Origin of the sequence: Virgisporangium ochraceum (genome assembly GCF_016863655.1) — a bacterium.
In the GTDB taxonomy this organism is placed as follows: Bacteria; Actinomycetota; Actinomycetes; order Mycobacteriales; family Micromonosporaceae; genus Virgisporangium; species Virgisporangium ochraceum.
The window spans coordinates 104,265-128,941 of sequence record NZ_BOPH01000129.1; the positions used below are offsets into that span (position 1 = coordinate 104,265).

A 24,677-nucleotide genomic window follows, 5' to 3' on the forward strand; every position below is an offset into this window, starting at 1 on the left:
ACGCGCTCTTGATCGTGACCGGCGCTGCCCCAGGACGAGTTGGATGACGACGATCGCGGCGAAAATGGCGGTGACTCGTCATAGGCAAGGCGCGCGGTCGGCCAGCACTTCCAGGTCTTGGGGATGGCGTTGACCCGCTCACCTGGAGTTCGGAACTTGGCGTTGAGCCGTTTTCATCCTGGCTGGCGCTGCTCCTCGATGAGTTGAAGGACGAAGATCGCGGCGAGGAGCGGAGTCGCTCGTTGTGGGCAGCAGTGCAGTCTGGCCAGGACTTTCCAGGTCTTGAGGGTGGCGTTGGCGCGTTCGCCGAGGGCTCGGATCTTGGCGTGGGATCGGTTGACGGCCTTCTGGTTACGGGACAGCGCCGGCCGCGGGTGGTGCCGTTTGTCCGGCGTGCGGACGGTGCCGCCAGCGCCCTGGTATCCCTTGTCGGAGAACGTCATCACGCCCTTGTCTGCCAGGGCGTCGATGATGCCGTGCTCACGCGCGGCGGTCAGGTCATGCGTGGAACCGGGTAGCGCCGGTGACACCCACTTCAGCCGGCCGGCGCAGTCGGCGATCACCTGGACGTTGATGGCGTGGTGGCGCGGCTTGCCCGCGCCACCACGCCTAGTAGCGCCGGTTCGCGGTGCCGCCGAGCCGGTCGATACGGATCAGGGTGCCGTCGAGGATGGCGTAGGCCAGCCGGGCGATCCCGGCCATCGCCTGCGCCAGCGTCGGTGCGGTCGCGGCGAGGAGGTCGACAGCCTCGCGGATGTAGCGCCACGCGGTTGTGGGTCCGATGGCGAACCCGGTCGCCAGTCGGGCCGGGGTGTCGCCGTTTCGTAGATGCGCCAACGCGAGCAGCGCCTGCCGCCCGGCTGGCAGCCGGCGCCATCGTGACCGCAGTTCCTTGCGCCGGGCACGGATCAGGTCGGCCATGTGGTTGAGGCTGCGGGTGGACAACGAGATCGACGACGGGTAAGACAGCATACGAGAGGCTCCCTGGCGAGGGGTAGATCTTGGTCGACTGCTGTCTTACCGGGAGCCTCTCGCTCTGTCGACCCCGATCGATCCCACATCACCGCCGACTCGGCTGACCTGCGCGATCAGGTTGGAAATGGCTCAGTGTGGGTTCGGATCACCCATCTCGGCCCGACTAGCAACCTGCCGGTCCTTCGTTATCGAGCGTTTCCGCAGGTAGCGGACCTGGACGGTAGAGGGTTCAGGTGTGGGTTCGGAGGCTCGGCAGGAGCCAGACCAGTTTTAGACGGGCCGATGCGGCTGCGACACCGTGTCGGCCTGGGTTGATCGATTGGGCGTCGGTTACAGGTCAAGGTCGTGGATCGGTGAGCTCGTCGGTGTCAACATTGCCCGAGAAGCGGCGCTGACCTGTGGAAACAGACATTAGGAGAGTGCAGATGGGTAGACAACCGTTAGAAGCCGTTCGATGTAGTGGACTGTAGTCCGTTGCACCGTGCGGAATTTCCATGATCGCGTCTGTTCGGGAGCAGTCGACCTACCGCTGGCCTGGCGGCCCGATTCACGACGGCGGCTGCTCCCCGGCCCAGGCCAACGACGCCTCGGCCACCGACGCAAGCCCCCCATTGCCCGACCGACTGCCGCTCGCATACCACTCCGCGTCGTTGACGGTCCACGGCGGCAGCACAACGCAACCACGGCCCACTAGTCAGGTGTTTTGCGTGTCCACCCATCGTCGAAGCTCGTGTCTGATGATGCCAAGCGCATCGGCCGTGTGCGCGCGGATCGTGTCCCAAGCGTCGTGCCAGTTCGGCGGAGCGTCATGGATGCCGAGCGCCCTGAGTTTCGGGGTCAGCCCGCCGTCGACCTTGCTGTGCTGCATGGCGTTGCGCGCCTGGCGCACTAGGCGGAGTTTCTGGATGGCATTGTTGAGCGCCGAATGCTGCTCCGGTGGCAACGCGTCATACAGTGCCTCGGAGAGCCGGTTGATGCTGCCGTTCTTCTGCTCGTCGGTGAGTCCAGTTGGCAGCAGGCTGTCATCCACTTTCATGATGTCGATGAGGTCGGCGAGGGCGCTGAGTCGGGTCTCGAACTCCGGGCGGTTGGTGCAATCGAGCGCCAAGGCGGCTGGGCCGACGCTAGTGCTGAGGTTCAGCAGTCGCTGGCGGCGGCCGAACGCGAGTCGCCACATGGCGTCCAGTACATCGAACGCCTCTGGCAGCGCCAACGGGGTGACCAGCGTGGGCCGTTCGTCTTCGACCTCGACGACTCGCTGCCAACATTCGTGTCCGCCAGGACGGCATAGCTTCGGCTCGCTGACCTCCTCGTCGCGGCCGCGGTCGCACATCGCGTCAACGACGCTCCTTGCTTGGTAGTCGTTGGTCACGACTGGGTGTAACAGGTGGGAGCATAGAAGATCGTTGCTCGGCAGCTCACACGCCCTGCAGAGCGGTCGCGAAGTGGGCGCGCTCAAACGCCCACCGATCTCAAACTTGGCAGTGACATCGTCTGGCGACGCGGCTGTGCAGTAGAGATCGCGTGTTTGGCGTACCTGGTAGCTACAGCTCTTGTCCTCGATATAGGCCAAGAGTTCGTCGACCTCGTCAGTCGAGACTGACCAGGTTTCGCCTGTCGCGGACGGTGGTGCGCCAACGGCCAGCATCTCGCTGACCACCATCTCTAGTCGGCGCATGCCGTACTTGAGGAGCGCCTGATCAATGTGCGTGAGCGGGTTGCCGCGCCACACCCCGCGCCGTTCCAACTCGGACCGGGCGTTGATGCCTGCTTCCCAACTCATGCGCACTTCCACTTCCAGCATCTGGCGGCCATCGACTGTGGCTGCAAGATGCGGCGAGTATGGTTCCCAGTGCGTTGACGGGACCGCATTCGGATCACGCTGGGGCAGCTGGCCAAAGTGCTCGATCACAACGTGGGCCATGAGGACTCCTGTCTACCGGCCTACCTCAGGCCAGTCGGGCAGCGTAACCCCGCAGGCGTCAGAAGTCGTCTTGTTTGCCGGCGCGTCACATGGGCTCCGCCTCCAACTTTCCCGGGGTGGCTCAGGCGAGGCTTCCTCGGTGGCCAGCGTCTGGGGGTGGTCGAGGCCGAGGACGCGGAGCCTGTCGGTCAGGCGCACTCTGAACCTTGCCTTGCTGATCTTGGATGGTGTGACTAACCCAAGGGGTCAACTCCCAAAGCACCGCGGGATCGGTTGCGCGGAGCGTCGACGACGCCGCAGCCAGAGCCACAACGGACCTAGTCGATCTCCGGGCGACTACTGCTATTGCATGTTGGACTGAACGCATGGAGTGCGTACACACATGGGCACAGGCCGAGAACCTGATACGCCAGATGAAGGCGGCTGTAGACGCGTTCGAGAGCCTTCCGAAGGGCTTCGCCGGTGATACGGCCCCCAATACGTCCGGACACGTTGACTGGACGCCGAAAAGAAAGGCCGCATTCGCCGAGATCGGCAAGCACGCCGAGGCCCTCAGAGATTTGGCGTTGAAGCATCCGAACTGTTTCCCAGATGTGAGCTGACCGCAGGTAAGCCGTGTAAGAGCGGCCACTAAACGCGGTGCTCAGAACGGGTGCACGGCGGCGGTCAGCGCGCGGATGTTGCTGGCGTGGACGGCGTTTCTCAGCAACGACGGTGAAGTCCAACTTCGGATCGAGTCGGCGCTCGCGCGCGACCCCGATCTCCTTGACCCTATCCTCCTCGGCATAAGTGAGCATTCTGAACAGCACGACCGCTCCGCCGTCGGGGGGCCGCCGGACATCGACGTGCATATCGAAACCGTGCCGGCATGGTTTCCGCGATCCGCCGTTGTGGCCGAGATCCGACGCCGTTATCCGGATCTGCAGCCGACCCAGATGACTCCCAACCTGAGGAGGGCGAGGACGGGGGCACTCGCCGTCTCGCCGCCCACGTCCTGCACATCGAGTCCCACTCCACCTGACGGGAACGCGGCCCAGAGCATGCCCGACCGTCACAGGACTGTCAGTCGGACGGTGTATGACGGGCCGCTGCCCGCCTCGACTCGGTAGGTGATGTGCTGGATCTGCTGGTCGTCGTCGAATAGGGCGACCGTCGCGAGGTCGCCGAGGTGGGACAGGTCGAGGCTGGGTGAGATGGTTCGGCCTTGTAGGACGTCGCCGATGCCGCCGAGGAAGTTGGTCGCGTCGGCCAGCGGTCGCGGTGTGGGGGAGCGGACCACGACGTCGATCGCGATGTCGGTCTGGACGTTGACGCGGACCCAGCCGGTCTCCGCTGCGGCTGCGGCTGCTGCGCGGAGAAGGTGTTCGACTCGGTCGCGGTGGGCGTGGCCGGCGGCAAACAGGGATTTCGCTTCGTTCTTGACTGGTGGCCAGCCGGTCACCTCGAACTTGACGGTGGTCATGCGGCGGCTCTCCCGCGTTGTGGTCGTTGGGCGGTCCATATGGCGTGGTCGACCATCCAGGCCGTGACCGGTCGGCCGAGGCGGACAGTGAGTTCCGCGGCGGCGTCCTCGACGATCGCCCGGGCCTGATCAGGGGTCGCATGGATGCCGTGGCGGGCGAGCCAGCGCAGGATCATCCGGTCGGGTTTGCTGACGTCGTCGCAGCCGCACAGCATCCACAGGTAGCTGCGCCGTACGCCGTGGGCGCCTTCGCCGGGAACGCCGGCCAGGGCTCGGTTGGTGTCGGACCAGCGCTGCGGGTCGGCCATGAGGTCGGCTACGCCGGCAAGGTCTGTGATCCCGTGGCCGGTGAGAATGTGGGCGTAGCGCAGTACCGCTTCGGCCTTCTCGATCCCGCCGCGGGTCGAGGTCCGCTGGCCGTTGGTCACCGCGCGCAGTGCCGCAGCGTCGGGGTAGCGCGCGAGCAGGAGGGTCAGCGGTAGCGGGTCGGGCGGCAGTAATGCGGTCGCGTCGATTACCGGGTGTTGGTCTGCGTTGGCGGCCGCGACACGGCGCACCAGTGGCGCGACGACCGCGTCGTACTGGGCGGAGATCGACCAGACGGCGTCGATCACGCAGTACGACAGGCTGCTCCACCGCCGGTATCGAGGTGCGATCTCCATTCCGGCCAGGACGTCGACGAGCGTCTTTAACGACATGGTCCAGACCTTGCCCGACCGTCGCAGCCCTGGGGATCGGGCAACCGACCGGGTGAACGGGCAAACCAGCCTGGCCGTCCGGGCGACATGGCGCCGGCAGGCCGGGCCAGAGTGTGGGTCCGGATCACCGGCATCGGCCCGACGCCTCGACTTTCGGTTCGGTCGACATCGAGCGTTTCCGCAGCTAGCGAGTCCGAAGGGTAGAGCGTTCAGGTGTGGGTTCGGAGCCTCGGCAGGAGCCAGAACAGATTTAGGTTCGCCGATGCGACTGCGGGCGCCGCGTGGATCTGAGGTAACGGCGGAAATCGGTGCCCTGTACTACCCGCAAAGGTTCACTGATCATTCTCGGTCGATGTAGCGAATTGCGATGTGAAGTTGGTAGGCCAGCAGCTTCCTGCGGCCAGCCAGCTCGGGGCAACGAGGTGGCTGAGAGACCCGGATCCAACAGACCGAGGCGATCTACGGCCGAACCTCTCGCTAAGCGACGGTCCGATGACTTAATGTTAATATATGTCGATGGCTGGACGTGACTGATGCGCGCCGGCGCCGCAGCTAGCAGCGGTGCGGCCCGGGATGGACCGTCCTTTGCGGCCGATCGATCGGGTGGCACGGAGGCTCTGCGGGCGTCGCTCGACGGTCTGACGCTCGCTGAACTCAAGCGGCTCTGCCTCGTCCTGACGGTCGAGATGGGTCTCGTCGTCCGCGAGGCCCAGCCTTACGGCCGTCACCTGGACCTGACACTTGAATCGACCGTGCTCCTGCGTCCCCGAAATGTCCTGCTGCGGCTCACTACGGCGGTAGCCACCGAAGACGACCTTCGTGCGCTGACAACCGACGCCAACGACGCTGGCTGTGCGGACTACCTGCTGCTGTCCACCAGGACCTCGACCGACCCGTCGGTCACCGCGTCGCAACACTTTCTGGGGCCGGGCGACCTCGTCGACCTCTGCAAGCGCTCGCATGCCGTCGGCTGGGTCGAGCGACGTCCCGTGGCACGCGACGATATGTACGTTCAGACACGGCGTCGGGCCGCGGACCTCGCCGAGCTGGACACGCTGGGGCTGTCCTGGCTTCCGGCCCTGTCGAGGAACCGGCTGCCTTGGGCGCTTCGGGATTCGTCCGTGCCGGCAGACGAGTGGTTCGAGGTGACCACGTTCGGACTCCTGACGCGCCTGTTCCGCATGGAGGGCCGGCGCCTAGGCGCCGCGAGTCGTGGCAAGCGCGTCGGTGACGCGTTGCTCTGGCGGCAGGACCACCTGTTCCTGCTCGATTGCAAGGCGGCGCAGGACGGCTACCGGCTTGAGATCAATGACGAGCGGCGGCTCGTCGAGTACGCCAGGCAGCGGCATGTAGGTCTTCCAACAGACCGGGTCGGGTGCGTGGTGCTCGTCAGTTCGGGTTTCCCGATCTTCGAGGCTAGCCGCCGACGATTCGAGCAGCGGCGCCGTGAGTTCACCGGTGTCGGGAGTGACTTGGCCTGCGTGCGTGCCGACGATTTGGTCGATGCGGCGATCCTTGTCGCACGCAAGGGGGACGAGACCCGGCACATCGACACGCTGCCGTGGCACCGGATCTTCGCTGAAGGGATAGTCACCAGGGACGAACTGCTCGGCACGATCTCGTCTGCGATCGCCTGCTGATGGGTACGTCGGTCTCGCCACGCTCGCCTACGGGCAGCAGATCATGGGCGATGGTCCGGGCGCTGATCCAGCAGGGATCGCCGTCGTCAGAGGTTCTCGCCGCCATGATGGCGGCCGCGGTGTCCGACCATTGGCTTTCGATGCTGCAGAGTCCGGCACTGACCCGGTATGCGGAGGCGGCCGCGCGAGCGTGGGAGAGCCTTCCGGAGCAACTGAATGGAGGCGACCGGTACGACGTGGTCAGTGCCATGGTCGCGGCGGCGCGTGACTCTGCGTTAGCCGAAGCCGGTGGTGGAGGTCCGGCGATCGGGCTCGCCGAACGGGCGCTGACCAGGCTCGTGCTGGAACGCACAGCACCGGGTCCTGCCGAGGGTCCTTTGAGGTCGGCAGCGGATGTGTGGCGGGAGAACCGTGGGCCCAGTCCGGGCGACCTTGCCGGGAGCTTTCTCGCTGAGACGTTGCGGCAGATGGCCCGCCACTTCTTCACCCGCGATGCGGCGGAGTTCACCGGCTCGGCGGCCATACCTGACGTGCGAGCACTGCGTGCCCTCGCCAGATCGATCGGCGAGGCGGCCGCGGAGACGGCCGAACCGGCAAGGCCGCTCCTCAACCGGCGCGGCACCTCCGGCTGGGCCGAGGGCGTCCGAATAGCCGTATTGGCGGGAGGGGCGAGAAAGCCGCCCGCTCCATGACGACCAATCGGGTGATCGTCAACGACTGCGCGTCGCCGCCGGTTCGCGGTCTCACACATCTGCGCACCCGCGACACCGACTACGGCCCACAGAACGCGACGTTCGTCTACGACAGGGTCGTCAACGGATTGCCGGATCGTCTCACACCTCTACAGCAAGACTGGCTCGATATCCTCAGCGCGCTCTTCGCCGCAGACCTGACGTGCCTTCGCGGCGCCGAGCGAGACTGGGCCAGGGACATCGAAATCTGGATAGGCGTCCGTCAGCCCGATCACTGGCGCCCACTCGCCGACCACTTCCGCCGCGTCTTCAGTGCGCTGACATACGACCGCATTCAGATCAACTTCGAGGCCGCCGCCTCTCACCGACCGCCGCCGCGGCAGCACAATCGCGCTTTCCGAACGCCGACAGCGGTAGCGCTCCTGTCCGGAGGGTTAGACAGTCTTGTCGGCGGTGGCCGTCTGGTTGCCGACGGCGAGATCCCACTGTTCGTCAGTCATCAGAACAGCGGCATTGTCGGGCGGGCGCTGGAATCGGTCACGAAAGGCATCGACTGCCTTGGCCCGACGTCCGGCCGTCGGTCGTTCACCGCGCAGGTTCATGGTACGCGGACCGAGAACACCCAGCGAAGCCGGTCCATGCTGTACATGGGGGTCGCCTGCCTGATGGCGTCCAGCTTCGACCTGCCCGACGTCTACCTCAACGAGAACGGCATCATGGCGATCAACGCCGCGCTGACCGAGGCCAGGGCCGGTTCCTACAGCACACGAACTGCCAGTCCGCCGGTCGTTCGCGAGTTCGGACGCCTTGCCTCACGGGCACTCGACCACCCATTGACGGTGAGAAACCTGCTCGTGCGATCGACCAAGCCCGAAGTCGTCCAGGACGCGGTCGACCTCAGCCTTGAGTCGGTGGTGCCGGAGACGGTCAGCTGCTGGTCGATCGGTCGACGAGCGAAACATTGCGGCTACTGCGTTCCGTGCCTCGTGCGTCAGATCTCCTGCGAGTACACCGGCGTCACGGACGCGCCCTATAAACACCGGCCACTGGACGACATACCGGATTCCGCGCCGTGGCGCCGGACCGCGATGGACAACATCGTCCACCTCGGCGCGCAGGTCACGGCGATAGCGGAGGCCGACGACGCTCAGCTTGAACTCGACCTCACCGACCTGGTGAACGGCGGAGACCAGATCACCCGTGACGAATCATTCGAAATGCACCGAAGATGGGCAGACCAGGCAATCGCAGTCCTGCGGGCACATCCGGTCTCCGCGCGTCTACTCGGTATCTGACCTGCCACATCTTCGGAGCAGACACATGCGAATCTCACCAGGGGACATCCGCAACGCGATCGTGAATCCGTCCTACCGGATCCCGAAGACGCGGCCAGAGATGAAGTCCGCCGACAGTGTGTTCCGGAAAGCGATTCGGCTATACCACACGCGCGGCGTGGAGGAGGCGATGCACTACATCGAATCGGCGCTCGCGGGGGAGGCGTGGCAGGCCGGTCGGGGGGCGACCCTGGCGAAGAACGCGAGGCAGGACCTCGACGCCTACATCGATCTCGCAGCACCTGACCGGCGGGTTGCGGCCACAGTCGGAAAGAAGCAATCTGTGCACGTCGGCGAACTCTCGGTCGCAGCGGACGTCGACGTCGTTCTCGCCGCGGATGGGACCTATGTCGGACGCATGGCCATCACGGCCAACCTGGGCCGGCGTCTGAGAGCAGACGAACTGGCCCTTATCGCTGCGGCGCCGCTTCGTGGGCTCATCGAGGATTTCGAGGGCGGACTGTTTGATGACATCGTCCAGGCGATCGAAGTCTGGGAACTTCGGCTGGCCGCGGCCTCTGTCGTTGCGCGGAGCGACGCAGAAGCCGCCTGGCCGTCGCTGGTCGAACACCTACGGCGTGCGGCGTCCTCCTAAACAACTGACAGTGATCCGCTGCAAGGCAACTGATCCACCGCGCGATGCCGTTTGAGCCACTCCGCCGCGGCATGTGAGGCCGAGGAGAATTGCGGCGTTGGCAGCGCCGTGTCGCCGCACGCTTCCGCTGCTTTTGCATAGGATGGAGCATCGTGCAGAATGGCAGCACCGAGGCAGTCGGCGATCGGTCGGCGTCCGCCGCGTCTGCTGGGGGCGCCGCGGGGGCCTCCGGTGTTGGGCTGCAGAATCGCGTGTTCGGGTGGGCCGCGGCCGCGATGGCCGCAGAGCGGCACTTGGCCGTTGTGGGCCTCGTGGCCGGCAAGGTTATCCGCGTCGGCGCCCAGACCGGCTTCGACCTCGACGATGTGGCCGTTCATACGGACGCCGACAACTTCGCCTTGTTCCAGGTCAAGGCTGGCTTGAATTTGAGCAGGACCCCGAAGGGTCCGCTCGCCAAGGCGCTAGAGCAGGCAGTGGGGCAGTATCTCGACGGCCGACTCCCGGTCGCTAACGGGACCGATCGCGCTGTCGATTCGGCGCGCGACGCCCTCGTGCTGTGTACGGATAAGGCGGCATCTGAGTCCGTTCGGGTCCATCTGCCGTATGCGCTGGCGAAGACGGCATCGCAGCCGCCCGGTACGCCGCTCCTGGACAACCTGAGCAAGGATCAACACAACGCGCTGAAGATTGTGCTCGACCACGTTCGGCCGCTATGGGTGGCAGGCGCCCATGCCGCACCGAACGATGAGGAACTGCGAAGATTCCTACGGGCGCTCCACGTGATCACGGTTGATGCGAATGACGGTGAGTCTGACCACGCCGCCGCGGTCGCCATCTTGAAGACCGTTCTCCCCGCTGACGAAGCGGACCGTGCATGGTTAGTGCTGGTCGCCGAAGGCCAAGCGGCGTCAGTAGCCCAAAACTGGCGGGATCGAGCGGCAATCGGCGCCGCTCTGTCGCGGCACGACATCTACTTGGCGCCCCCAGCCCGGCATGCCATCGACATAAGTAAACTTTGCGAACTTTCGACGGCGAACCTGAGAGCCTGGTAAATAACCGGTTCAGGGCCGACGTTCAGGCGTGATCATCGATACAGCTGGGTGCCGTGGCGTGTCGGGATGGCCGTGAGGTGGGTCTTCGAGTAGGAGCAGTAGCGACCAAACCATTGCCCTGTACTCGAAGACCCGACCTTGAGTATCCATGTCCTGACCGGGCAGGGTGCACCGGCGGTGCCCGGGCCCGGTGACCACCTGCCTACCCGCCGGCCGCGGACGTATCCGTCGGACACCAGCGAGGCGGAGTGGCGGATCCTGGCGCCGCTGGTGCCGGCTGGTGGTACCAGGCCGGGCATCGGTGGCCGACCGGTGTCCTACCCACGCCGCGACGTCGTCGACGCGATCCGCTACGTCATGCGAACTGGCTGCCAGTGGGACGCGTTGCCGGTCGATTTCCCGCCGCATCCGCTGGTTAAGCACTACTTCACCGCCTGGACCCGCGACGGCACGCTGGGCCGGATCCACCACAGCCTGCGTGAGCAGATCCGCCAGGTCGAAGGCCGCACCGCCGACCCGAGCGCGGCGTTGCTGGACTCCCAGACGCTGCGGGGCGCGGAGACCGTGCCCCGCAGCAGCCGCGGCTACGACGCCGGCAAGAAGGTCAACGGCCGCAAGCGGCACATCGTCACCGACACCACCGGACTGCTCCTGGCGGTGCTGGTCACCGGCGCGGGCGTGCAGGACCGCGACGCCGGCCACCTCCTGCTGTGGATCCTGCGGACGGTGTTCCCCACCATTCGGCTGGTGTGGGCCGATTCCGGCTACGCCGGCAAGCTGGTCGACTACGCCACCACCATGCTCGGGATCACCGTGCAGATCGTGTCCAAACTCGCCGGACAGACCACCTTCGTGCCACTACCCCGCAGGTGGTGCGTCGAGCGCACGTTCTCCTGGATCAACCGCTGCCGCAGGACCGTCCGCGACTACGAGCGGCTACCCGAACACCACGCCGCCACCGTCTACTGGGCAATGATCATCATCATGGGACGCCGCCTGACCCGCCACCACGCCACCGCACCGACCCTCCCACAACCAGCACGCGCACCCTGAACCGGTTATTTACCAGGCTCTGAGAACACTTCGGTCCGAAGCTGTCCTGCCCGTAACCGGCGGTTTGTTCATAAACCGAGGCGTTAGCGCGAGGCTTATCGACGCCGCAGGCGACGACAACGTCTTGGTCGTCGGTGAGGCAGGGGCCGGCAAGTCGGCGGTGGCTCAGGAATTGGCCGTTCGGCGGTTGGAATCACACGACGTTGTCGTACTACGGGCGGCGGACATCGCGGGCCTCAACCGGGTCCAGCTCGACGCGCCGCTGACGGTCGTCCTGAGTGCCTGGACCGGACGGCCAGGTGTCGTCCTGATAGATGGGGTCGATGCCCTGCGCGGGGCGGAGGACCGGGCGTTCCTCAACCGAGTTGTGGCCCACCTGCACGGCTCCCGCTGGCAGATCGTCGCGACCGTTCGCACCTTCGACGCGCGGCACAACCATGACCTTCAACACGCGTTCGCAGGTCAACCGCTTTCGGACGACCCGGCTCAGGTGGATCGTCGACTTGTTGGCGTTCGACACCTGGTCGTAGGCGACCTCACCGACGACGAGCTCAACATTGCGATCACCGCTCCGCTCGCGCTTGCGGCCCTGCTGCGGGATGCGCCGGCCGAACTCAGAGCCCTGTTGCGAAATCCCTTCAACCTGCGGCTGGCGTCGAGGCTGGTAGAGCCGCTTGCTGGCGGGGAGCAATCGACGTTGCTGGCGGTACGGAGCCGGGTCGACCTCCTGGAAGCGTATTGGGACCGACGGGTCCACAATCACGACCGCGCCGCCCGGACCGCGTTGCTCACCCGGATGTGCCGCACGATGGTGTCCAACCGGAGCCTGCGGATTGTCGAGGCCGAGCCGACTGTCGTCGCCGTCGACGGCCTGGCCCTAGAAGCAATGCTCAGCGAGGGGGTGTTATCAGGTGACGCCGGACCGCTGCCTTCAGCGCCCAGGATCCTCTCGTTCTCCCACAACATCTTGTTCGACTACGCGGCCGCGATCTACGTCCTCCACGATCCACTTGATCAGCGTCGCCTGCTTGAGACGTTTGACGCCGACCCGTCGCTGCCGCTTGTCGCCCGGCCAAGCTTGGAGCTTCTCGCCGACCTACTGTGGAAGCATCGTGCAGCCGGCGTGTTCTGGCCCTTGTGTCTCGCCCTCGCCGCATCGCAGCACGTCCTCGCGTCGTTGGCGTTCGCCGCCCGACTGCTGCGGCTGATCCATGCGGTCGAGGACCTGGATCCACTCGCACCCCAACCAGGCCGAACAGACAGAGCAGCCGGGCTATTGCCGGAGCAGGAACTCGTCCGGCAACTGGCCGGCGCCCTGCGCACCCCGGCCGTGTTAGCTGACCCAGCGGCAGCTGTTGTGCCCATAGCCGCCTTGGCACTTCGCCTTGCCGGCAACGCGAACACGTCCTACTCAGACGCCGCGCTGGCGGCTGATCTCCTCCACGGGCTGCAGTTGCGCGTGCCGCTGAGCGCGGGCGACCTCGGCTCAGGCGACCGCGGGCAGGCGGTCGCCTCGCTGCTCGACGGGTGTCGCGCTGATCCTCGTCGAATGGAGCGGCTGGCCGAGGCCGCCGCGCGCCAGCTCCCGCACGTCATCGGGACAAGCGCAGCGGCGCGCGGTGCGGCCGGCCGGCTCCTCGACGATGCTGCCGCACTGCGTGAGTGGGGCGGCACGGTGTTGATATGGCTGGCCGATGCAGTAGTTCCGGCGGCCTCCGTGGATCCAGAGTTGGCCCGGCGCATCGCCACGGCGATCGTGACCTTCCGCGAGGTCCGTGACGAGCAGATCAGCCTAGGCGGCAGTGCTGTGGTGCCGATGAACACGTCGCGTCGGCAGAATGCAGAGTTCGCCGTTTACCAGCTCGGTCAGGCGTTCGATCGGTTGTGCTCCACCGACTTGCGGGTCGCGGCCGAAATTTTCTGCGTGTTGGCCGAGGACGACGCGTCTTCCTGGCCGACAAGAGGGAATTGGCCGATCTCGATATCAGGCGCCACCGGTTCGCTGCGGTACGGCCGAGACTTCTCGATGATCGACCGCGATGCGGGTGAGACCATGGCCCACGGGCTGGCAGCGGCGCTTGTTGACGCGCGCTCGATCGAAGCTGGGCCGGCCATCCGCGTGTTGGTCCAGCAGCTTCAAAGCGCGGAAGCCTGGGCGGCGCTGATGACCGCCGGCGACCCAGTCCGGTTGGGTCTGCTCCTGCTGCCAGTACTCGACTCCGGAGCACTCCTGGCGCACCCCGAAACCCACTCGGCGGCGGCTACCCTGCTCGCCGCTGCCGCCGAGCACGAGCCCGCGCTGGCAGAGCGTCTGGAATTGGCAGTCGCGCAAGCGCACGCCCTCATTGACGCCAACGGCGGAGCCCAGCGCATGAAGGACGCCCTGATCGGATGCTTACGCGCGGAATCGATCACATCGGTTGAATTCAAGACTCGGCTGGCCGAACTCGGACCCGCCGGGCCGCCTCAGGCCCTGCCGCGCGTGCGTCCGATCGGGGAGTTCGGGTCCTGGTCAACGGTCGACCGGCTCGCCGAGCGCGGTATCGAGTTCGGGGCACCACTCACGACAGCCGCCCGAGCGCTTGACGAGGCGTTGACGGCGGCTACCAGTGGGGGAACCGACCGGTCCGACGCGGAGCGCACATTGTCCGATCGCTTCACCGAGGCGGATGCCGTCTTCGCGAGGTGTCAGGACCTGCCCGCGGATCTCGAACTGATGCTACTCCGAGCCGCAGAGGTACTTGCCCGCAACCCGACGGCCACGCCAGGCAACGCGCTGGGAGAGCGTGTGCTCGCGTTGCTCACCGATGCATCCAACCACCCGGATGCCGGAAAATTCCTGTGACGAACGTAGCGTGGGGACCCGGACGACGCGACACCGCGATTAGCGGGCTCGCTGCCTTGCTGAACCGACCGGAATGGCGCGACAGCGACCATTGCCCGGCAATCGCGCGCGTGGTCTCGGCGGCCCTGCACGACGCTAATCCTGTTGTTCGGATGCAGGCGGCTTACGCGGCTCGTGCGGTCCACGCTGACGCGGATGCGGCCCATCGCGCCGCCGCCGTCGGGGAGCTGCTGCTGGCCGAGCGAGACACAAACGTTCGTATGGTCCTGCTGGACCAGTTGGCGGCGGACTCGGCGGCCGCCCCGGCGACGGTCGACGCCATACTCGAACGGCTGGTTGACGGCGATCCCGATCGTCAGGTCGCCGGGATTCTGACCTATCTCGCGCTGGTGCCCCGGACGCCCTTCGCGTCGCGGCTGATCGAGCGTTGGTGCGCGGACGCCTCCGCTCACCCTCAGGCCGTTCAGTCGTTCGTGCAGCACGCGCGCTCCTACCTACGGCCCCCGGCCGACGCCGGGCAGATACGGGCGTTCCGTCTGCTCGATACGACTGCACACGCCGTCCTCGCCCAGTGGACGCGATATGCCGGCGAGCATCGGGCCGAGGTGCTGTCCGATGATCAACTCGCGGAACTCCGCGGGGCAGCCGGAACCGCGGATGATATTGCGCAGCAAATCTACTTCGCGAGCGGCGCCTTCGATGACAAGCGAGGCCGCCAAGGGCCCTCGGGCGATGATCTGACGGGCTTTGCGGATCTAGCATTTCCTGTTCTTGCGAAGTGCGCGGCCCTCCGGCACCCGCACTCTATTCACCAGGCCGTCGAAACGATGATCTTCCTCGCGCCGGTGGATGAGGCCCGTGCGCTGCATGGAGTCGCCGAGGCCATTCCGGCCGACGGTCCTTATGCCAGTGAATCGCTCGCAGGAGATCTGGTCATTCCCTATCTGCAGCGGCTCCTGGCCGAACAGCGGCCTCTCGTCCTGCATGACGAGCGCGGCGTGGCGTCGTTCCGCCACCTTCTGGCCACGTTCGCCGTCGCGGGAAACCAAGCCGCCCTCACGCTTGCATATACCTTCGCCGACGTGTTCCGCTGAACAGAGTAGGTCGCCGCCGCGAGACTGAGGTCTCCCGCGCATCGATGAGAACGCATCGAGCGTCCGAATCAGCGAGGCGTCGTGTTCTTAGCGACGAGTTCGTCGGTGCAGTTCGCTGTGCCAGCCTTGAGCTTTTCGTTTCCACCTTGACCGAGGAACTACTCCGCACGTGCAACTCTGGGGTGGCACACCGGTCGACGGCACAACGCCTGGCATGATCACCAATCGCAGGTCATCTGCTGTCTTTCCTGCGTGTCAGCGCCCGTCGGCGGACGCGGCCACGTGCCTATGCCGCAGGCGGACTCCACCGCTCCCGGGACCGGCCTGCGGCCGGTGCCGGTGCCGGTAAGCGTCTTCCTCGTTCCGCCGACGAACCCTGCGCCCCCACGGTCGAAGATCCAAGGCGCGATCGTTGGTGCGGACTTCACCCGCGCCACCTCGCCCACCTCATCGCCAAGCTGTCCCGGCCGGGAGACGCCATCATCGACCTCGACTGCCACCCGACTATCACCGCCGCCGCCGAACACCTGGGTCGCCAAGCGACACCGCGACCCGACGACTTCCTGGTCGCCGAGGAGGCAGCCACAGGGCCGCCCGAGGCTATCTACATGCCACGTTCGCCGTCGTAGTGCTTGTCGGCAGGCGATGCAGACGTCCATCGCGGTTCGGAGGCGACGATCACGTAAATGGATACAGATTATGCTGAATCCATAGCTTGGTGTACTCTGCCGCCGTGGAGACCATTGCGTACGGGCAGGTGTTGGCGCGGTTCGGGCATGCGCTGTCGGATGCGACTCGGGCGCGGTTACTGCTCGCGCTTCGTGAGGCGCCGGCGCATCCGGCTGATCTGGCTGATCTGTTGGGGGTGTCGCGTCAGATCGTGTCGAACCACCTGGCCTGCCTGCGCGGTTGCGGTCTGGTTGTGGCGGTGCCGGTGGGCCGGCGGACTCGGTACGAGCTTGCCGATCCGCGGCTCGGGCATGCGCTTGGCGACCTGTTGAGTCTGGTGCTGACGGTGGATCCGTCCTGTCCGCCCGGCGAGGCCGCCGCGATCGGCGACAGTCGCACGACGGGGAAGCGCGTGCGCTGATGGGGGCCGAGTGCTGCGGTGACGAGGTCACCGCGACAACGACCGACCCCGGCCAGAACAGTGAGCACGGTCGCTGGTGGCAGGTCCGCGAGCTGCAGCTGGCCGCCGTGGCGGCGGTGCTGCTCGCGGCCGGGTGGGGCCTGGGGCGGGCCGGCGTCGACACTGCGGGCGCGGTGCTGGAGTACGCCGCCGCCGCGGTGGGTGCGTGGTCGTTCGTGCCGGGCGCGGTGCGGCGGCTGCTGCGTGGGCGGATCGGTGTGGCCACGCTGATGACGATCGCCGCCGTGGGTGCGGTGGCGTTGGGCAAGGTCGGCGAGGCGGCCATGCTCGGGGTGCTGTTCTCCGTCGCCGAGGGCCTGGAGGAGTATGCGATCACCCGCACCCGCCGCGGCCTGCGGGCGCTGCTGGACCTGGTGCCACGCACGGCCACCGTCGTGCGTGGGGGCGTGGAGACGGCGGTCGATCCGCAGCAGCTTCGGCTGGACGACGTGCTGGTGCTGCGCCCGGGGGAGCGGGCGGCGACCGACGGGGTGTTGCTGTCCGGGCGCACGGTGCTGGACCTGTCGGCGATCACCGGTGAGTCGATGCCGGTCGAGGCCGGCCCGGACGATGCGGTGTATGCCGGTGCCATCAACGGCGGCGGTGTGGTCGAGGTCCGGGTCACCGCGGTCGTGGCGGACAGTTCGCTGGCGCGGATCGTGCACATCGTGGAGGAGGCGCAGGAGCGCAAGGGTGCGGGGCAGCGTCTCGCCGACCGGATCGCCCGTCCGCTGGTGCCCGCCATCATGCTGCTCGCCGTCGTGATCGCGCTGGTGGGCAGTCTGCTCGACGACCCGCGGGTGTGGATCGAACGCGCCCTGATCGTGCTGGTCGCTGCTTCGCCCTGTGCGCTGGCGATCGCGGTGCCGCTGACCGTCGTCGCCGCGATCGGTGCGGCGAGTCGCGCCGGCGCCCTGGTCAAGGGTGGCCTGGCGGTGGAGCGGCTGGGCCGCGTCCGGTTGGTCGCGCTGGACAAGACCGGCACGCTGACCCGTAATCGGCCTCGCGTCGTCGAGATCGTCGCTGCTCCGGATGCAGGCCGTGACGATGTGCTGCGGGTCGCCGCGGCGCTGGAGGCACGCAGCGAACATCCCCTGGCGAAAGCGGTGCTCGCAGAGGTCGACACCCCGACCGCCGCCGAGGATGTCCAGGCTGTGGCGGGGTCCGGGTTGACCGGCATCGTCGACGGCGTCACGGCGCGACTCGGCCGGCCCGGGTTCGTCGACCCGGGCGCCCTGGACGGGGATGTGCGGCGGCTGCAGGACGCGGGTGCCACCGTCGTCGTGGTCGAGTCCGCCGGTCGGATGCTCGGCGTCCTCGCGGTCCGCGACGACCTGCGACCCGAAGCCGCCGACACGGTCGCCGCCCTGCGCAAGGTGGGCATCTCGGTGGCGATGCTCACCGGTGACAACCGGCGCACCGCCGACGCCCTCGCCGAGCAGGCCGGCATCCACGCCGTGCACGCCGACCTACATCCGCAGGACAAGGCCGACCTGGTGACCCGGCTGCGTCCCGGCACTGGCGGCGTCGCCATGGTCGGCGACGGCATCAACGACGCTCCGGCGCTGGCAACCGCCGACGTCGGCATCGCCATGGGTGCGATGGGTACCGACGTGGCCATCGAGAGCGCCGACGTCGCCCTCATGGGTGAGGACCTGCGCCACTTGCCGCATCTGCTGCGGCAGATGCGCCGGGCCCGGGGGATCATGCTGCAGAACGTCGGCCTGTCCCTGCTCATCATCGGCACGCTCATCCCACTGGCCGCCACCGGTGTGCTGGGCCTGGCCACCGTCGTGTTCATCCACGAGCTGGCCGAGGTGGTCGTCATCGGCAACGCTGTCCGCGCCGCCCGCGTCCGGCACCTGCCGAGCGTTGAGTTACCGGGGGACCGGCACCAGGCAACCGCACCGGCGACCGCTCCGACGGCCCCGGTGGACGGCCGCCCGGCGTTGAGGCTGCTGCCCACCGCCTCGCCGACCGTGACCGATGCCTGCGGCTGTGGACCCGGCTGCGCCTGCTGCGCGACCACCACCGCAGCCGCGAACCCGACGGGCGCAATGCCCATCTCCATCGCCACCCGGCCGAGGACGGACCATGAGCGGTAACTGCTGCGAGCCTCAAGGTGACGACAGCACGCCCGAAGGCCGCCGCGCGGGCCTGATCGCCATCGGGCTGATGATGTTGCTCGGCTGGGGCGGCTTCGCCGCATACATGATCTTCGGCAACTGACCACGGCGTTCCCGAGCCGTCACGACGTTCGCTGCCGGCGACACTCCTGTGCCCGGAACCGACTCCCAAGACCGATGCTTGGTAAATCGAGCGACAGAGCTCAAAGTACAGGATTTCGTGAATTCAGAATTTGATGTACTGTCAGGTGGTGAAGGCATCGACCTATGGCGAGGTGCTGGCCCGGTTCGGTGGTGCGTTGTCGGCCCCGACCAGTGTGCAGGTGCTACTGGCGTTGCGGGATGGACCCGGAGACCCGGCGGAGCTGGCCGGGCGGTTGGGACTGAGCCCGCGGGACCTGGCTGATTGTCTGGCCTGCCTGCGTGGGTGCGGCTTGGTGGTTCTCGTACCGGAGGGGCGTCGGGCACGGTACGAGTTGGTGGACACCAGGTTGGGCCACGCACTCGATGACCTGCTGGGTGTGGTCCCGGCGGCGGATCCGGGATGCTCGACGTCGCCCGACGGGGACGTGCGTTGATGGCCGTCGCTGCGCTGGTCATCTATCTTCTCGGTCTTGTCCTGGCGTTCGGCTGGCGCAGCGTGGTTCAACGGCGCCGCACCGGCGACAGTGGTTTACGGCTGGCCGCCGGCGCGTCCGGAACCGTCGCGTGGTGGGCGAAGGTCGCGTTCATCGCCGCGCTGCTGCTCGGATTCGCCGGCCCCGTCGCTGGGATCGCCGGTGTGGCACCGGTCCGGATCCTGGATCACGGCTGGCTCCAGGTGGGCGGAGTGGTGCTGGCTGTCGGAGGTGTGCTGGCCACCCTCGCCGCACAGGTCGCCATGGGCGCGTCGTGGCGGGTCGGGGTCGACCCGGCCGAACGCACCGCTCTGGTGACCACGGGTGCGTTCGCCCTCGTCCGCAACCCCATCTTCAGCGCCATGGGCGTCACCAGTCTGGGGCTCATGCTCATGGTCCCCAACGTGATCGCGATTGCCGCCACCGCGGTCCTGGTTCTGTCCGTCCAGGTGCAGGTGCGTGCGGTCGAGGAACCGTATCTCGTCGGTGTCCACGGCACCGCGTACGTGGCATACGCCTCCCGCGTCGGCCGGTTCGTGCCACGCCTCGGCGTCATGCGTGCACCCCACGCCCACGGGAGGCAGTCATGACGCAGTCGTCCGGTCGACGGCGATGGGGCGCGTTGGCGGCGCTGGTCCTCGCCGCGCTCACCCTCGGCTTCGACCTCACGATCCTGAACGTGGCGCTGCCGACCCTGGCCGGCGAGCTGTCCGCGGGAACCGCCGCGTTGCAGTGGATCGTCAACGCCTACATCCTCGTACTGGCCGGCCTGATGCTCACCTGCGGCGCGCTCGGTGACCGGTTCGGCCGCAAGCGGCTGCTCATCATCGGGCTGACGCTGTTCGCCGCCGCGTCCGCCGCGGCGACCTGGACTACCTCGGTGGAGGTGCTCATCGCGGCTCGGGCCGTGATGGGCCTGGGCGGGGCGATGGTCATACCGGTCGCGTTCGCCGTCCTGCCGGCGCTGTTTGCACCGGCCGAGCGCGGCAAGGCCGTTGCTCTGGTGGTGTTGGGCACCGGGTTGGGTATCCCGCTCGGCCCGCTGATCGGCGGCTGGCTCCTGGAGAGCTTCTGGTGGGGCTCGATCTTCCTGATCAACGTGCCGATGGCCGCGATCGCGGTGCTCGCCATCGGTGTGCTGATGCCGGAGAACCGGGATCCCCGTCCGCGTCGACCGGATCTGCCGGGTGCGCTGCTGTCCACCGTCGGCCTGGTTCTCCTGGTGTTCGGGATCATCGAAGGGCCCGGCCGCGGGTGGGGCGAGCCGCTGGTGGTCGGCGCGCTCGCCGCCGCCGCGGTGCTGCTGGCCGGGTTCGTCGTCTGGGAGCTGCGGGTCGCCGAGCCGATGATCGACCTGCGGCTGTTCGGCCGGGCGCAGTTCCTGTGGGCGAGCATCGCCGGGGTGCTGGTGACCTTCGGGCTGCTCGGCATGCTGTTCGTAATGCCGCAGTACCTGCAACTGGTCAGCGGGCACGACGCGTTCGGCACCGGCCTGCGGCTGCTTCCCCTGATCGGTGGACTGGTGATCGGCGCCTCCACCGGGGAACGCCTCGCCGCTGCCACCCGCTACCGCGTCCCGGTCACCGCCGGGCTCCTCGTCCTTGCCGCCGGCCTGGCGACCGGCGCCGGCACCGAGGTCGACAGCGGTTACGGGTTCGTGGCGGCCTGGCTGGCCGCGGTCGGTGTCGGGATCGGGCTGGCGCTGTCACCGGCGATGGACGCCGTCCTCGGCGCCCTGCCACCGGAACGGGCCGGGGCCGGCACCGCTATCACCATGACCCTGCGACAGGTCGGCGGCGCCCTCGGCGTGGCGCTGCTGGGCAGCCTGCTCGCTCAGGGCTACAGCGGCCGCGTCGACATGGCCGGCCTTCCCGTACCAGCCGCCGACGCCGCCCGGGACTCGCTGGCCGCCGCCCTCGCCGTCGCCGCCCGCCTCGACGACGCCGCTCTGGCCGCGAGCGCCAAAGCCGCATACGTGCACGGTGTGTCCATTGTCCTGTACACGACCGCTGCCATCGCCGTCCTCAGTGCCCTGCTGACCGCCGTGCTCCTACCCGGCCGCCCCACCGGCCGGAAGGCCGACGACCAGGAGCCGGCCGAGACGGCACCCGTGTCCGGATAGCCGGGCGGTTACGGCGTCTCGGGTGCGTGTGCGGGGCAGAGCGCGACCTGCTCGCCGGTGTCTGCCAGCAGGTGCTCGGCGGCGTGGAGCAGCGGGACGAGGCTGTCGACGGCCAGCCGGTACAGAACGGTGCGTCCCGGGCCGGGCCGGGACGTGACCAACCCGCAGCCGCGCAGGCAGGCCAGGTGCGCGGAGACGTTCGGCTGGCCGGCGTCGACGGCCTTGACGAGGTCGGACACGGTCCGTTCGCCGGTGGTCAACGCGGTCAGCAGCCCCAACCGGGTCGGGTCGGACAGTCCGCGGAACAGGCGGGCCGCGAGTTCGGCGTCCTGCCGGGTCGGCACGGCCGGTATCATCACTCGATCACATTATCAACGACTTCGTATGTTGAGCCTCGGGTTGACCAGGTCGGGAGAGGTGTTCGGGTGGCGGGCAAGAAAGGCGCGAGGAAGGGCGGACCGCGTAAAGCGACTGCGGCCAGGACACAGGCGGGCGCACCAGCCGGGACTGGCACCGCACGGTCGATGACATCGAAGCGTCCGGTCGCCAACCCGCCGCGTCAGCGGCCGGCGAAGAAGGCAGCCGGCGCTACCAGACGCCCGCAGCGCCGTTCCGGCATGAGCACGAACCTGAAGCTGACCCTCGGCCTGCTGGCCGTCGCCGTGGCGGTGCTCGCCCTGGTGATGGTGGTCAACCGTGACGACGACAAGCCCACGGTGACCGGCGAGCAGGCCGCGTTGACGCTCGTGCGGGACAACAGCCACCGCCTGTCCACCGCCGCCGACGGCAAGGTGACCGTGGTCGAGTTCCTCGACTTCGAGTGCGAATCCTGCGGCGCGGCGTACCCCGACGTGGAGAAACTGCGCGCCGAGTACGGCGACCGGATCACCTACGTGGTGCGCTACTTCCCGATCGCCAGCCACCCGAACGCCTACAACGACGCGCACGCCGCGGAGGCGGCCGCGATGCAGGGCAAGTTCGAGGACATGTACAAGAAGCTGTTCGACAACCAGACCACGTGGGGCCACAACCGCGCCTCGCAGGTGGACACGTTCGTCGGGTACGCCCGCGACCTCGGCCTCGACGTCGACAAGTTCCGTGCCGACATGGACAGCCCCGCCGTCGACGCGCGCGTACGCGCCGACGCCGAGGACGGGCAGTCCGTCGGGGTCAGCGGCACCCCGACGTTCTTCATCAACGGCGAGAAGTTCGACGACGAGCCGACCTACGCCAAGCTCAAAGCCGCCATCGACGCGGCCCTGGCCAAATGAGCACCCGCACCGCGCCCACCGACCCGGACGCCGACCCGGACGCCGACCCGTCGGTGGATGACGGGGCGTTGTCGCGGCGGCTGGTCGGCTGGGTGCTCACCGTCACCGGGCTGATCGGCGGGCTGGCCGCGTTCGTGCTGATGGTGGAGAAGGTCGCCCTGCTCCGCGACCCCGACTACACCCCGACCTGCTCGATCAACCCGATCCTCTCCTGCGGGTCGGTGATGACGACCTCGCAGGCGGAGGCGTTCGGCTTTCCCAACCCGCTCATCGGCGTCGCCGCCTTCCCCGTGGTGGTGACCACCGGCGTGGCGGTGCTCGCCGGGCTGCGACTGCCGCGCTGGTGGTGGCTGGGGCTGCAGGCCGGTGCCGTGTTCGGCGTCGGATTCGTGCACTGGCTGTTCTTCCAGAGCGTGTACCGCATCGGGGCGCTGTGCCCGTACTGCATGGTCGTCTGGGTCGCCATGATCGTGCTGTTCTGCTACACGACCCTGTACACCCTCGACCGCGGACACCTGCGCGTCCCAGCCCGGTGGCGGGGCGCCGTCGACGCCGCCGCGCGGGTGCACACGGCGATCCCGGTGGCATGGCTGCTCATCCTCACCGCGCTCATCGGTGAGGCGTTCTGGTCCTACTGGCGCACCCTGCTGTAGGCACTCAGCGGCGTGCCGCGGCGACGAACAGCGGCACGGCGAGGAACATGCGGTCGGCCTCGGCCCGATGCGTCTGTTCGGCGGTCCACGAGGCGGCCTGTTCGCCGGTGACCGCGCCCGCGTCGCGTGCGGCGTCGGCGAGGCCGGTGACCATCGGAAGCATGGTGCGATCGGTGAAGACCCCGACGTACACCTCGACGGTGACCTCGCTGAACCCGGCCTCCAGCAACAGGTTCCGGTAGCGGCGGGCGGCGTGCGGGTTGGTGATGGTGTCGGCGCGGGCGTGGACGATGGTGCGGGTGAGGACGGGGTCGTCGGAGTCGATGATGAAGGCGTCCCAGTCCTGTCCGAGCAGGACGATGCGGCCGCCAGGGGCTAGGACCCGGTGCGCTTCGGCGAGGGCGGCCGCTGGGTCGGCGAGTTCGTGGAAGACCTTGTCGGCCCGGTAGCCGTGCAGTTCGCCGTCGCCGAACGGCAGAGCACCGGCGTCGCCGATACGGAAGGTGGCCTGTGGCCACCGGCGCTGTGCCGTGGCGATCATCGTCTCGTCGGGATCAAGGCCCACGGCGTTGACGCCCTGGTCGGTCAGCTCGGCGACAGCACGTCCGGTTCCACATCCGACGTCGACGACTCGGGAGCCTGGGGCCGTGGCGAGTCGTTGGTAGGAGAGCGTGCGCAGCGCGGTGACGGCAGGCAGGTTTTCGGCGCGGTCGAGCAGAGCGACGCGGTCGGTGCCCGCCGAGGGATCGGTCGACATGACGGCCATGGTGCGACTTAATGGCGACATGAAGTCCAACCCGGCCCAGGCGACGCCGCGGCCGATGACGATCGGCGAGGTCGCGCAGCGATTCGGTCTGGCCGGTCATGTGCTGCGGCACTGGGAGAGTATGGGCCTGCTGGAACCGGCCCGGATCGAAGGCGCGCGACGCCGTTACAGCACCGACGACCTGTACCGGATAGCGGCGATCCGGCTGGCCAAACAGGTCGGGTTCCGCTCGACGAGATCCGCGAGATGTTCGTTGCGCAGGACCCGGCCGTCCGCCACGCCGCCTTGCGGCGGCACCGGGACGCGCTCGCGCAGCGCATCGCCCAGGCGCAGGCGTCACTGGCACTGATCGAGCAGGCCCTGGACTGCTCGCACGAGGACATTGCGCAGTGTCCGCACTTCCGCGCCGGCCTGGCCGAGCGGGCCCGCACCACGGCAGGGGACGCCTGAGACGCACCAATCTCGCGTGTAGTCATGTGGCTGTGTGCCTCCCCGCGCCATCGAGTGAGCTGCGTCAACGATCTTGGAACGATTCGAGGTGGTTGCGCCGCTTGGCCCTGTCGGTGGTCGTTGAGGAGCTCGGCGGGGGTGCGGGTAGCCGAGGGTGAACGCAGCCTTCGTCGGTTGTG

Annotated in this window: 23 protein-coding genes and 2 pseudogenes; 18 read left to right on the forward strand and 7 right to left on the reverse strand. The window is 67.7% G+C overall.

The features are described 5' to 3' along the window. Positions 1-173 precede the first annotated feature (173 nt). From Voc01_RS45070 to Voc01_RS45090, 5 genes and pseudogenes are all read right to left on the reverse strand, one after another. Positions 174-972, reverse strand: a pseudogene (locus Voc01_RS45070) (transposase family protein). A gap of 697 nt (positions 973-1,669) precedes the next feature. Beyond that, positions 1,670-2,899: a hypothetical protein gene (locus tag Voc01_RS45075; protein ID WP_203933914.1), complete on the reverse strand. Its 1,230-nt coding sequence runs from the start codon at positions 2,897-2,899 to the stop codon at positions 1,670-1,672. Between the two features lie 317 nt (positions 2,900-3,216). Continuing rightward, on the reverse strand, positions 3,217-3,750 hold the full coding sequence (locus Voc01_RS45080) for a hypothetical protein (protein ID WP_203933915.1): 534 nt from the start codon (positions 3,748-3,750) through the stop codon (positions 3,217-3,219). A 200-nt stretch (positions 3,751-3,950) separates the two neighbouring features. After that, positions 3,951-4,361 (reverse strand): hypothetical protein, encoded by a 411-nt coding sequence (locus Voc01_RS45085; RefSeq protein ID WP_203933916.1) that lies wholly within the window; start codon positions 4,359-4,361, stop codon positions 3,951-3,953. Further along, positions 4,358-5,059: a DUF8548 family protein gene (locus Voc01_RS45090; protein WP_507772767.1), complete on the reverse strand. Its 702-nt coding sequence runs from the start codon at positions 5,057-5,059 to the stop codon at positions 4,358-4,360. Before Voc01_RS45090 ends, Voc01_RS45085 begins: the two co-directional genes overlap by 4 nt. 533 nt (positions 5,060-5,592) lie before the next feature. Between Voc01_RS45090 and Voc01_RS45095 the strand changes: the two genes are divergently transcribed. The 14 genes from Voc01_RS45095 to Voc01_RS45155 all read left to right on the forward strand — a co-directional run bounded on the left by Voc01_RS45095 (position 5,593) and on the right by Voc01_RS45155 (position 21,358). Beyond that, entirely contained in the window at positions 5,593-6,699 is a 1,107-nt protein-coding gene (locus Voc01_RS45095) for a restriction endonuclease FokI C-terminal domain-containing protein (RefSeq protein WP_203933918.1), read from the forward strand. A gap of 50 nt (positions 6,700-6,749) precedes the next feature. Next, complete coding sequence (locus tag Voc01_RS45100) at positions 6,750-7,391, forward strand: hypothetical protein (protein ID WP_203933919.1); 642 nt, start codon at positions 6,750-6,752, stop codon at positions 7,389-7,391. 11 nt (positions 7,392-7,402) lie between these two features. Next, a complete protein-coding gene (locus Voc01_RS45105; RefSeq protein ID WP_203933920.1) occupies positions 7,403-8,686 on the forward strand; it encodes a 7-cyano-7-deazaguanine synthase in 1,284 nt (427 codons plus the stop codon). Positions 8,687-8,711: 25 nt separating this feature from the next. Then, positions 8,712-9,320: a hypothetical protein gene (locus Voc01_RS45110; RefSeq protein WP_203933921.1), complete on the forward strand. Its 609-nt coding sequence runs from the start codon at positions 8,712-8,714 to the stop codon at positions 9,318-9,320. A 152-nt stretch (positions 9,321-9,472) separates the two neighbouring features. Continuing rightward, positions 9,473-10,372 (forward strand): hypothetical protein, encoded by a 900-nt coding sequence (locus Voc01_RS45115; protein ID WP_203933922.1) that lies wholly within the window; start codon positions 9,473-9,475, stop codon positions 10,370-10,372. 138 nt (positions 10,373-10,510) lie between these two features. Further along, positions 10,511-11,425 carry an IS5 family transposase gene (locus Voc01_RS45120; RefSeq protein WP_203933923.1) on the forward strand — a complete coding sequence of 305 codons (915 nt, stop codon included), beginning with the start codon at positions 10,511-10,513 and terminating at the stop codon, positions 11,423-11,425. Between the two features lie 124 nt (positions 11,426-11,549). Continuing rightward, positions 11,550-14,270 (forward strand): NACHT domain-containing protein, encoded by a 2,721-nt coding sequence (locus Voc01_RS45125; RefSeq protein ID WP_203933924.1) that lies wholly within the window; start codon positions 11,550-11,552, stop codon positions 14,268-14,270. A gap of 56 nt (positions 14,271-14,326) precedes the next feature. Then, the gene (locus Voc01_RS45130) at positions 14,327-15,364 is read left to right on the forward strand and encodes a hypothetical protein (RefSeq protein ID WP_203933925.1); all 1,038 of its coding nucleotides are present in this window, start codon (positions 14,327-14,329) and stop codon (positions 15,362-15,364) included. A gap of 733 nt (positions 15,365-16,097) precedes the next feature. Further along, complete coding sequence (locus Voc01_RS45135) at positions 16,098-16,454, forward strand: ArsR/SmtB family transcription factor (protein WP_203933926.1); 357 nt, start codon at positions 16,098-16,100, stop codon at positions 16,452-16,454. After that, entirely contained in the window at positions 16,454-18,598 is a 2,145-nt protein-coding gene (locus Voc01_RS45140) for a heavy metal translocating P-type ATPase (RefSeq protein WP_203933927.1), read from the forward strand. The genes Voc01_RS45135 and Voc01_RS45140 overlap by 1 nt, the downstream gene beginning before the upstream one ends. Next, entirely contained in the window at positions 18,588-18,722 is a 135-nt protein-coding gene (locus tag Voc01_RS54330; protein WP_275423819.1) for a hypothetical protein, read from the forward strand. The genes Voc01_RS45140 and Voc01_RS54330 overlap by 11 nt, the downstream gene beginning before the upstream one ends. Before the next feature lie 133 nt (positions 18,723-18,855). Beyond that, the gene (locus tag Voc01_RS45145) at positions 18,856-19,197 is read left to right on the forward strand and encodes an ArsR/SmtB family transcription factor (RefSeq protein WP_203933928.1); all 342 of its coding nucleotides are present in this window, start codon (positions 18,856-18,858) and stop codon (positions 19,195-19,197) included. After that, entirely contained in the window at positions 19,197-19,826 is a 630-nt protein-coding gene (locus Voc01_RS45150) for a methyltransferase family protein (protein ID WP_203933929.1), read from the forward strand. The genes Voc01_RS45145 and Voc01_RS45150 overlap by 1 nt, the downstream gene beginning before the upstream one ends. Continuing rightward, on the forward strand, positions 19,823-21,358 hold the full coding sequence (locus Voc01_RS45155) for a DHA2 family efflux MFS transporter permease subunit (protein ID WP_203933930.1): 1,536 nt from the start codon (positions 19,823-19,825) through the stop codon (positions 21,356-21,358). The genes Voc01_RS45150 and Voc01_RS45155 overlap by 4 nt, the downstream gene beginning before the upstream one ends. A gap of 8 nt (positions 21,359-21,366) precedes the next feature. Here the strand turns inward: Voc01_RS45155 and Voc01_RS45160 are convergent, their stop codons facing one another. Further along, positions 21,367-21,702 (reverse strand): ArsR/SmtB family transcription factor, encoded by a 336-nt coding sequence (locus Voc01_RS45160; RefSeq protein ID WP_373873945.1) that lies wholly within the window; start codon positions 21,700-21,702, stop codon positions 21,367-21,369. A 273-nt stretch (positions 21,703-21,975) separates the two neighbouring features. Here Voc01_RS45160 and Voc01_RS45165 point away from each other — a divergent pair, with 273 nt between their 5' ends. Together Voc01_RS45165 and Voc01_RS45170 are read left to right on the forward strand one after the other, a co-directional pair. Continuing rightward, positions 21,976-22,629, forward strand: coding sequence for a DsbA family protein (locus Voc01_RS45165; protein WP_203933931.1), 654 nt, complete (start codon positions 21,976-21,978; stop codon positions 22,627-22,629). After that, the gene (locus Voc01_RS45170) at positions 22,626-23,282 is read left to right on the forward strand and encodes a vitamin K epoxide reductase family protein (RefSeq protein ID WP_203933932.1); all 657 of its coding nucleotides are present in this window, start codon (positions 22,626-22,628) and stop codon (positions 23,280-23,282) included. The genes Voc01_RS45165 and Voc01_RS45170 overlap by 4 nt, the downstream gene beginning before the upstream one ends. A 4-nt stretch (positions 23,283-23,286) precedes the next feature. Here Voc01_RS45170 and Voc01_RS45175 read toward each other — a convergent pair whose 3' ends face one another. Beyond that, positions 23,287-24,069 carry a methyltransferase domain-containing protein gene (locus Voc01_RS45175; protein ID WP_239160944.1) on the reverse strand — a complete coding sequence of 261 codons (783 nt, stop codon included), beginning with the start codon at positions 24,067-24,069 and terminating at the stop codon, positions 23,287-23,289. A gap of 34 nt (positions 24,070-24,103) precedes the next feature. Here Voc01_RS45175 and Voc01_RS54895 point away from each other — a divergent pair. Next, a pseudogene (locus Voc01_RS54895) lies at positions 24,104-24,265 on the forward strand (MerR family transcriptional regulator); the annotation flags it as partial. A 29-nt stretch (positions 24,266-24,294) separates the two neighbouring features. Next, positions 24,295-24,498 carry a hypothetical protein gene (locus tag Voc01_RS53730; RefSeq protein WP_239160943.1) on the forward strand — a complete coding sequence of 68 codons (204 nt, stop codon included), beginning with the start codon at positions 24,295-24,297 and terminating at the stop codon, positions 24,496-24,498. The last annotated feature ends 179 nt before the right edge of the window (positions 24,499-24,677 follow it).

Coding starts and splice junctions, on each gene's coding strand:
- Voc01_RS53730 (WP_239160943.1), top strand. CDS start 24,295: ATGTTCGTTGCGCAGGACCCGGCCGTCCGCCACGCCGCCTTGCGGCGG.
- Voc01_RS45090 (WP_507772767.1), bottom strand. CDS start 5,059: ATGTCGTTAAAGACGCTCGTCGACGTCCTGGCCGGAATGGAGATCGCA.
- Voc01_RS45110 (WP_203933921.1), top strand. CDS start 8,712: ATGCGAATCTCACCAGGGGACATCCGCAACGCGATCGTGAATCCGTCC.
- Voc01_RS45165 (WP_203933931.1), top strand. CDS start 21,976: ATGAGCACGAACCTGAAGCTGACCCTCGGCCTGCTGGCCGTCGCCGTG.
- Voc01_RS45150 (WP_203933929.1), top strand. CDS start 19,197: ATGGCCGTCGCTGCGCTGGTCATCTATCTTCTCGGTCTTGTCCTGGCG.
- Voc01_RS45155 (WP_203933930.1), top strand. CDS start 19,823: ATGACGCAGTCGTCCGGTCGACGGCGATGGGGCGCGTTGGCGGCGCTG.
- Voc01_RS45170 (WP_203933932.1), top strand. CDS start 22,626: ATGAGCACCCGCACCGCGCCCACCGACCCGGACGCCGACCCGGACGCC.
- Voc01_RS45085 (WP_203933916.1), bottom strand. CDS start 4,361: ATGACCACCGTCAAGTTCGAGGTGACCGGCTGGCCACCAGTCAAGAAC.
- Voc01_RS45145 (WP_203933928.1), top strand. CDS start 18,856: ATGTACTGTCAGGTGGTGAAGGCATCGACCTATGGCGAGGTGCTGGCC.
- Voc01_RS54330 (WP_275423819.1), top strand. CDS start 18,588: ATGAGCGGTAACTGCTGCGAGCCTCAAGGTGACGACAGCACGCCCGAA.
- Voc01_RS45140 (WP_203933927.1), top strand. CDS start 16,454: ATGGGGGCCGAGTGCTGCGGTGACGAGGTCACCGCGACAACGACCGAC.
- Voc01_RS45075 (WP_203933914.1), bottom strand. CDS start 2,899: ATGGCCCACGTTGTGATCGAGCACTTTGGCCAGCTGCCCCAGCGTGAT.
- Voc01_RS45100 (WP_203933919.1), top strand. CDS start 6,750: ATGGTCCGGGCGCTGATCCAGCAGGGATCGCCGTCGTCAGAGGTTCTC.
- Voc01_RS45095 (WP_203933918.1), top strand. CDS start 5,593: ATGCGCGCCGGCGCCGCAGCTAGCAGCGGTGCGGCCCGGGATGGACCG.
- Voc01_RS45080 (WP_203933915.1), bottom strand. CDS start 3,750: ATGCACGTCGATGTCCGGCGGCCCCCCGACGGCGGAGCGGTCGTGCTG.
- Voc01_RS45175 (WP_239160944.1), bottom strand. CDS start 24,069: ATGTCGCCATTAAGTCGCACCATGGCCGTCATGTCGACCGATCCCTCG.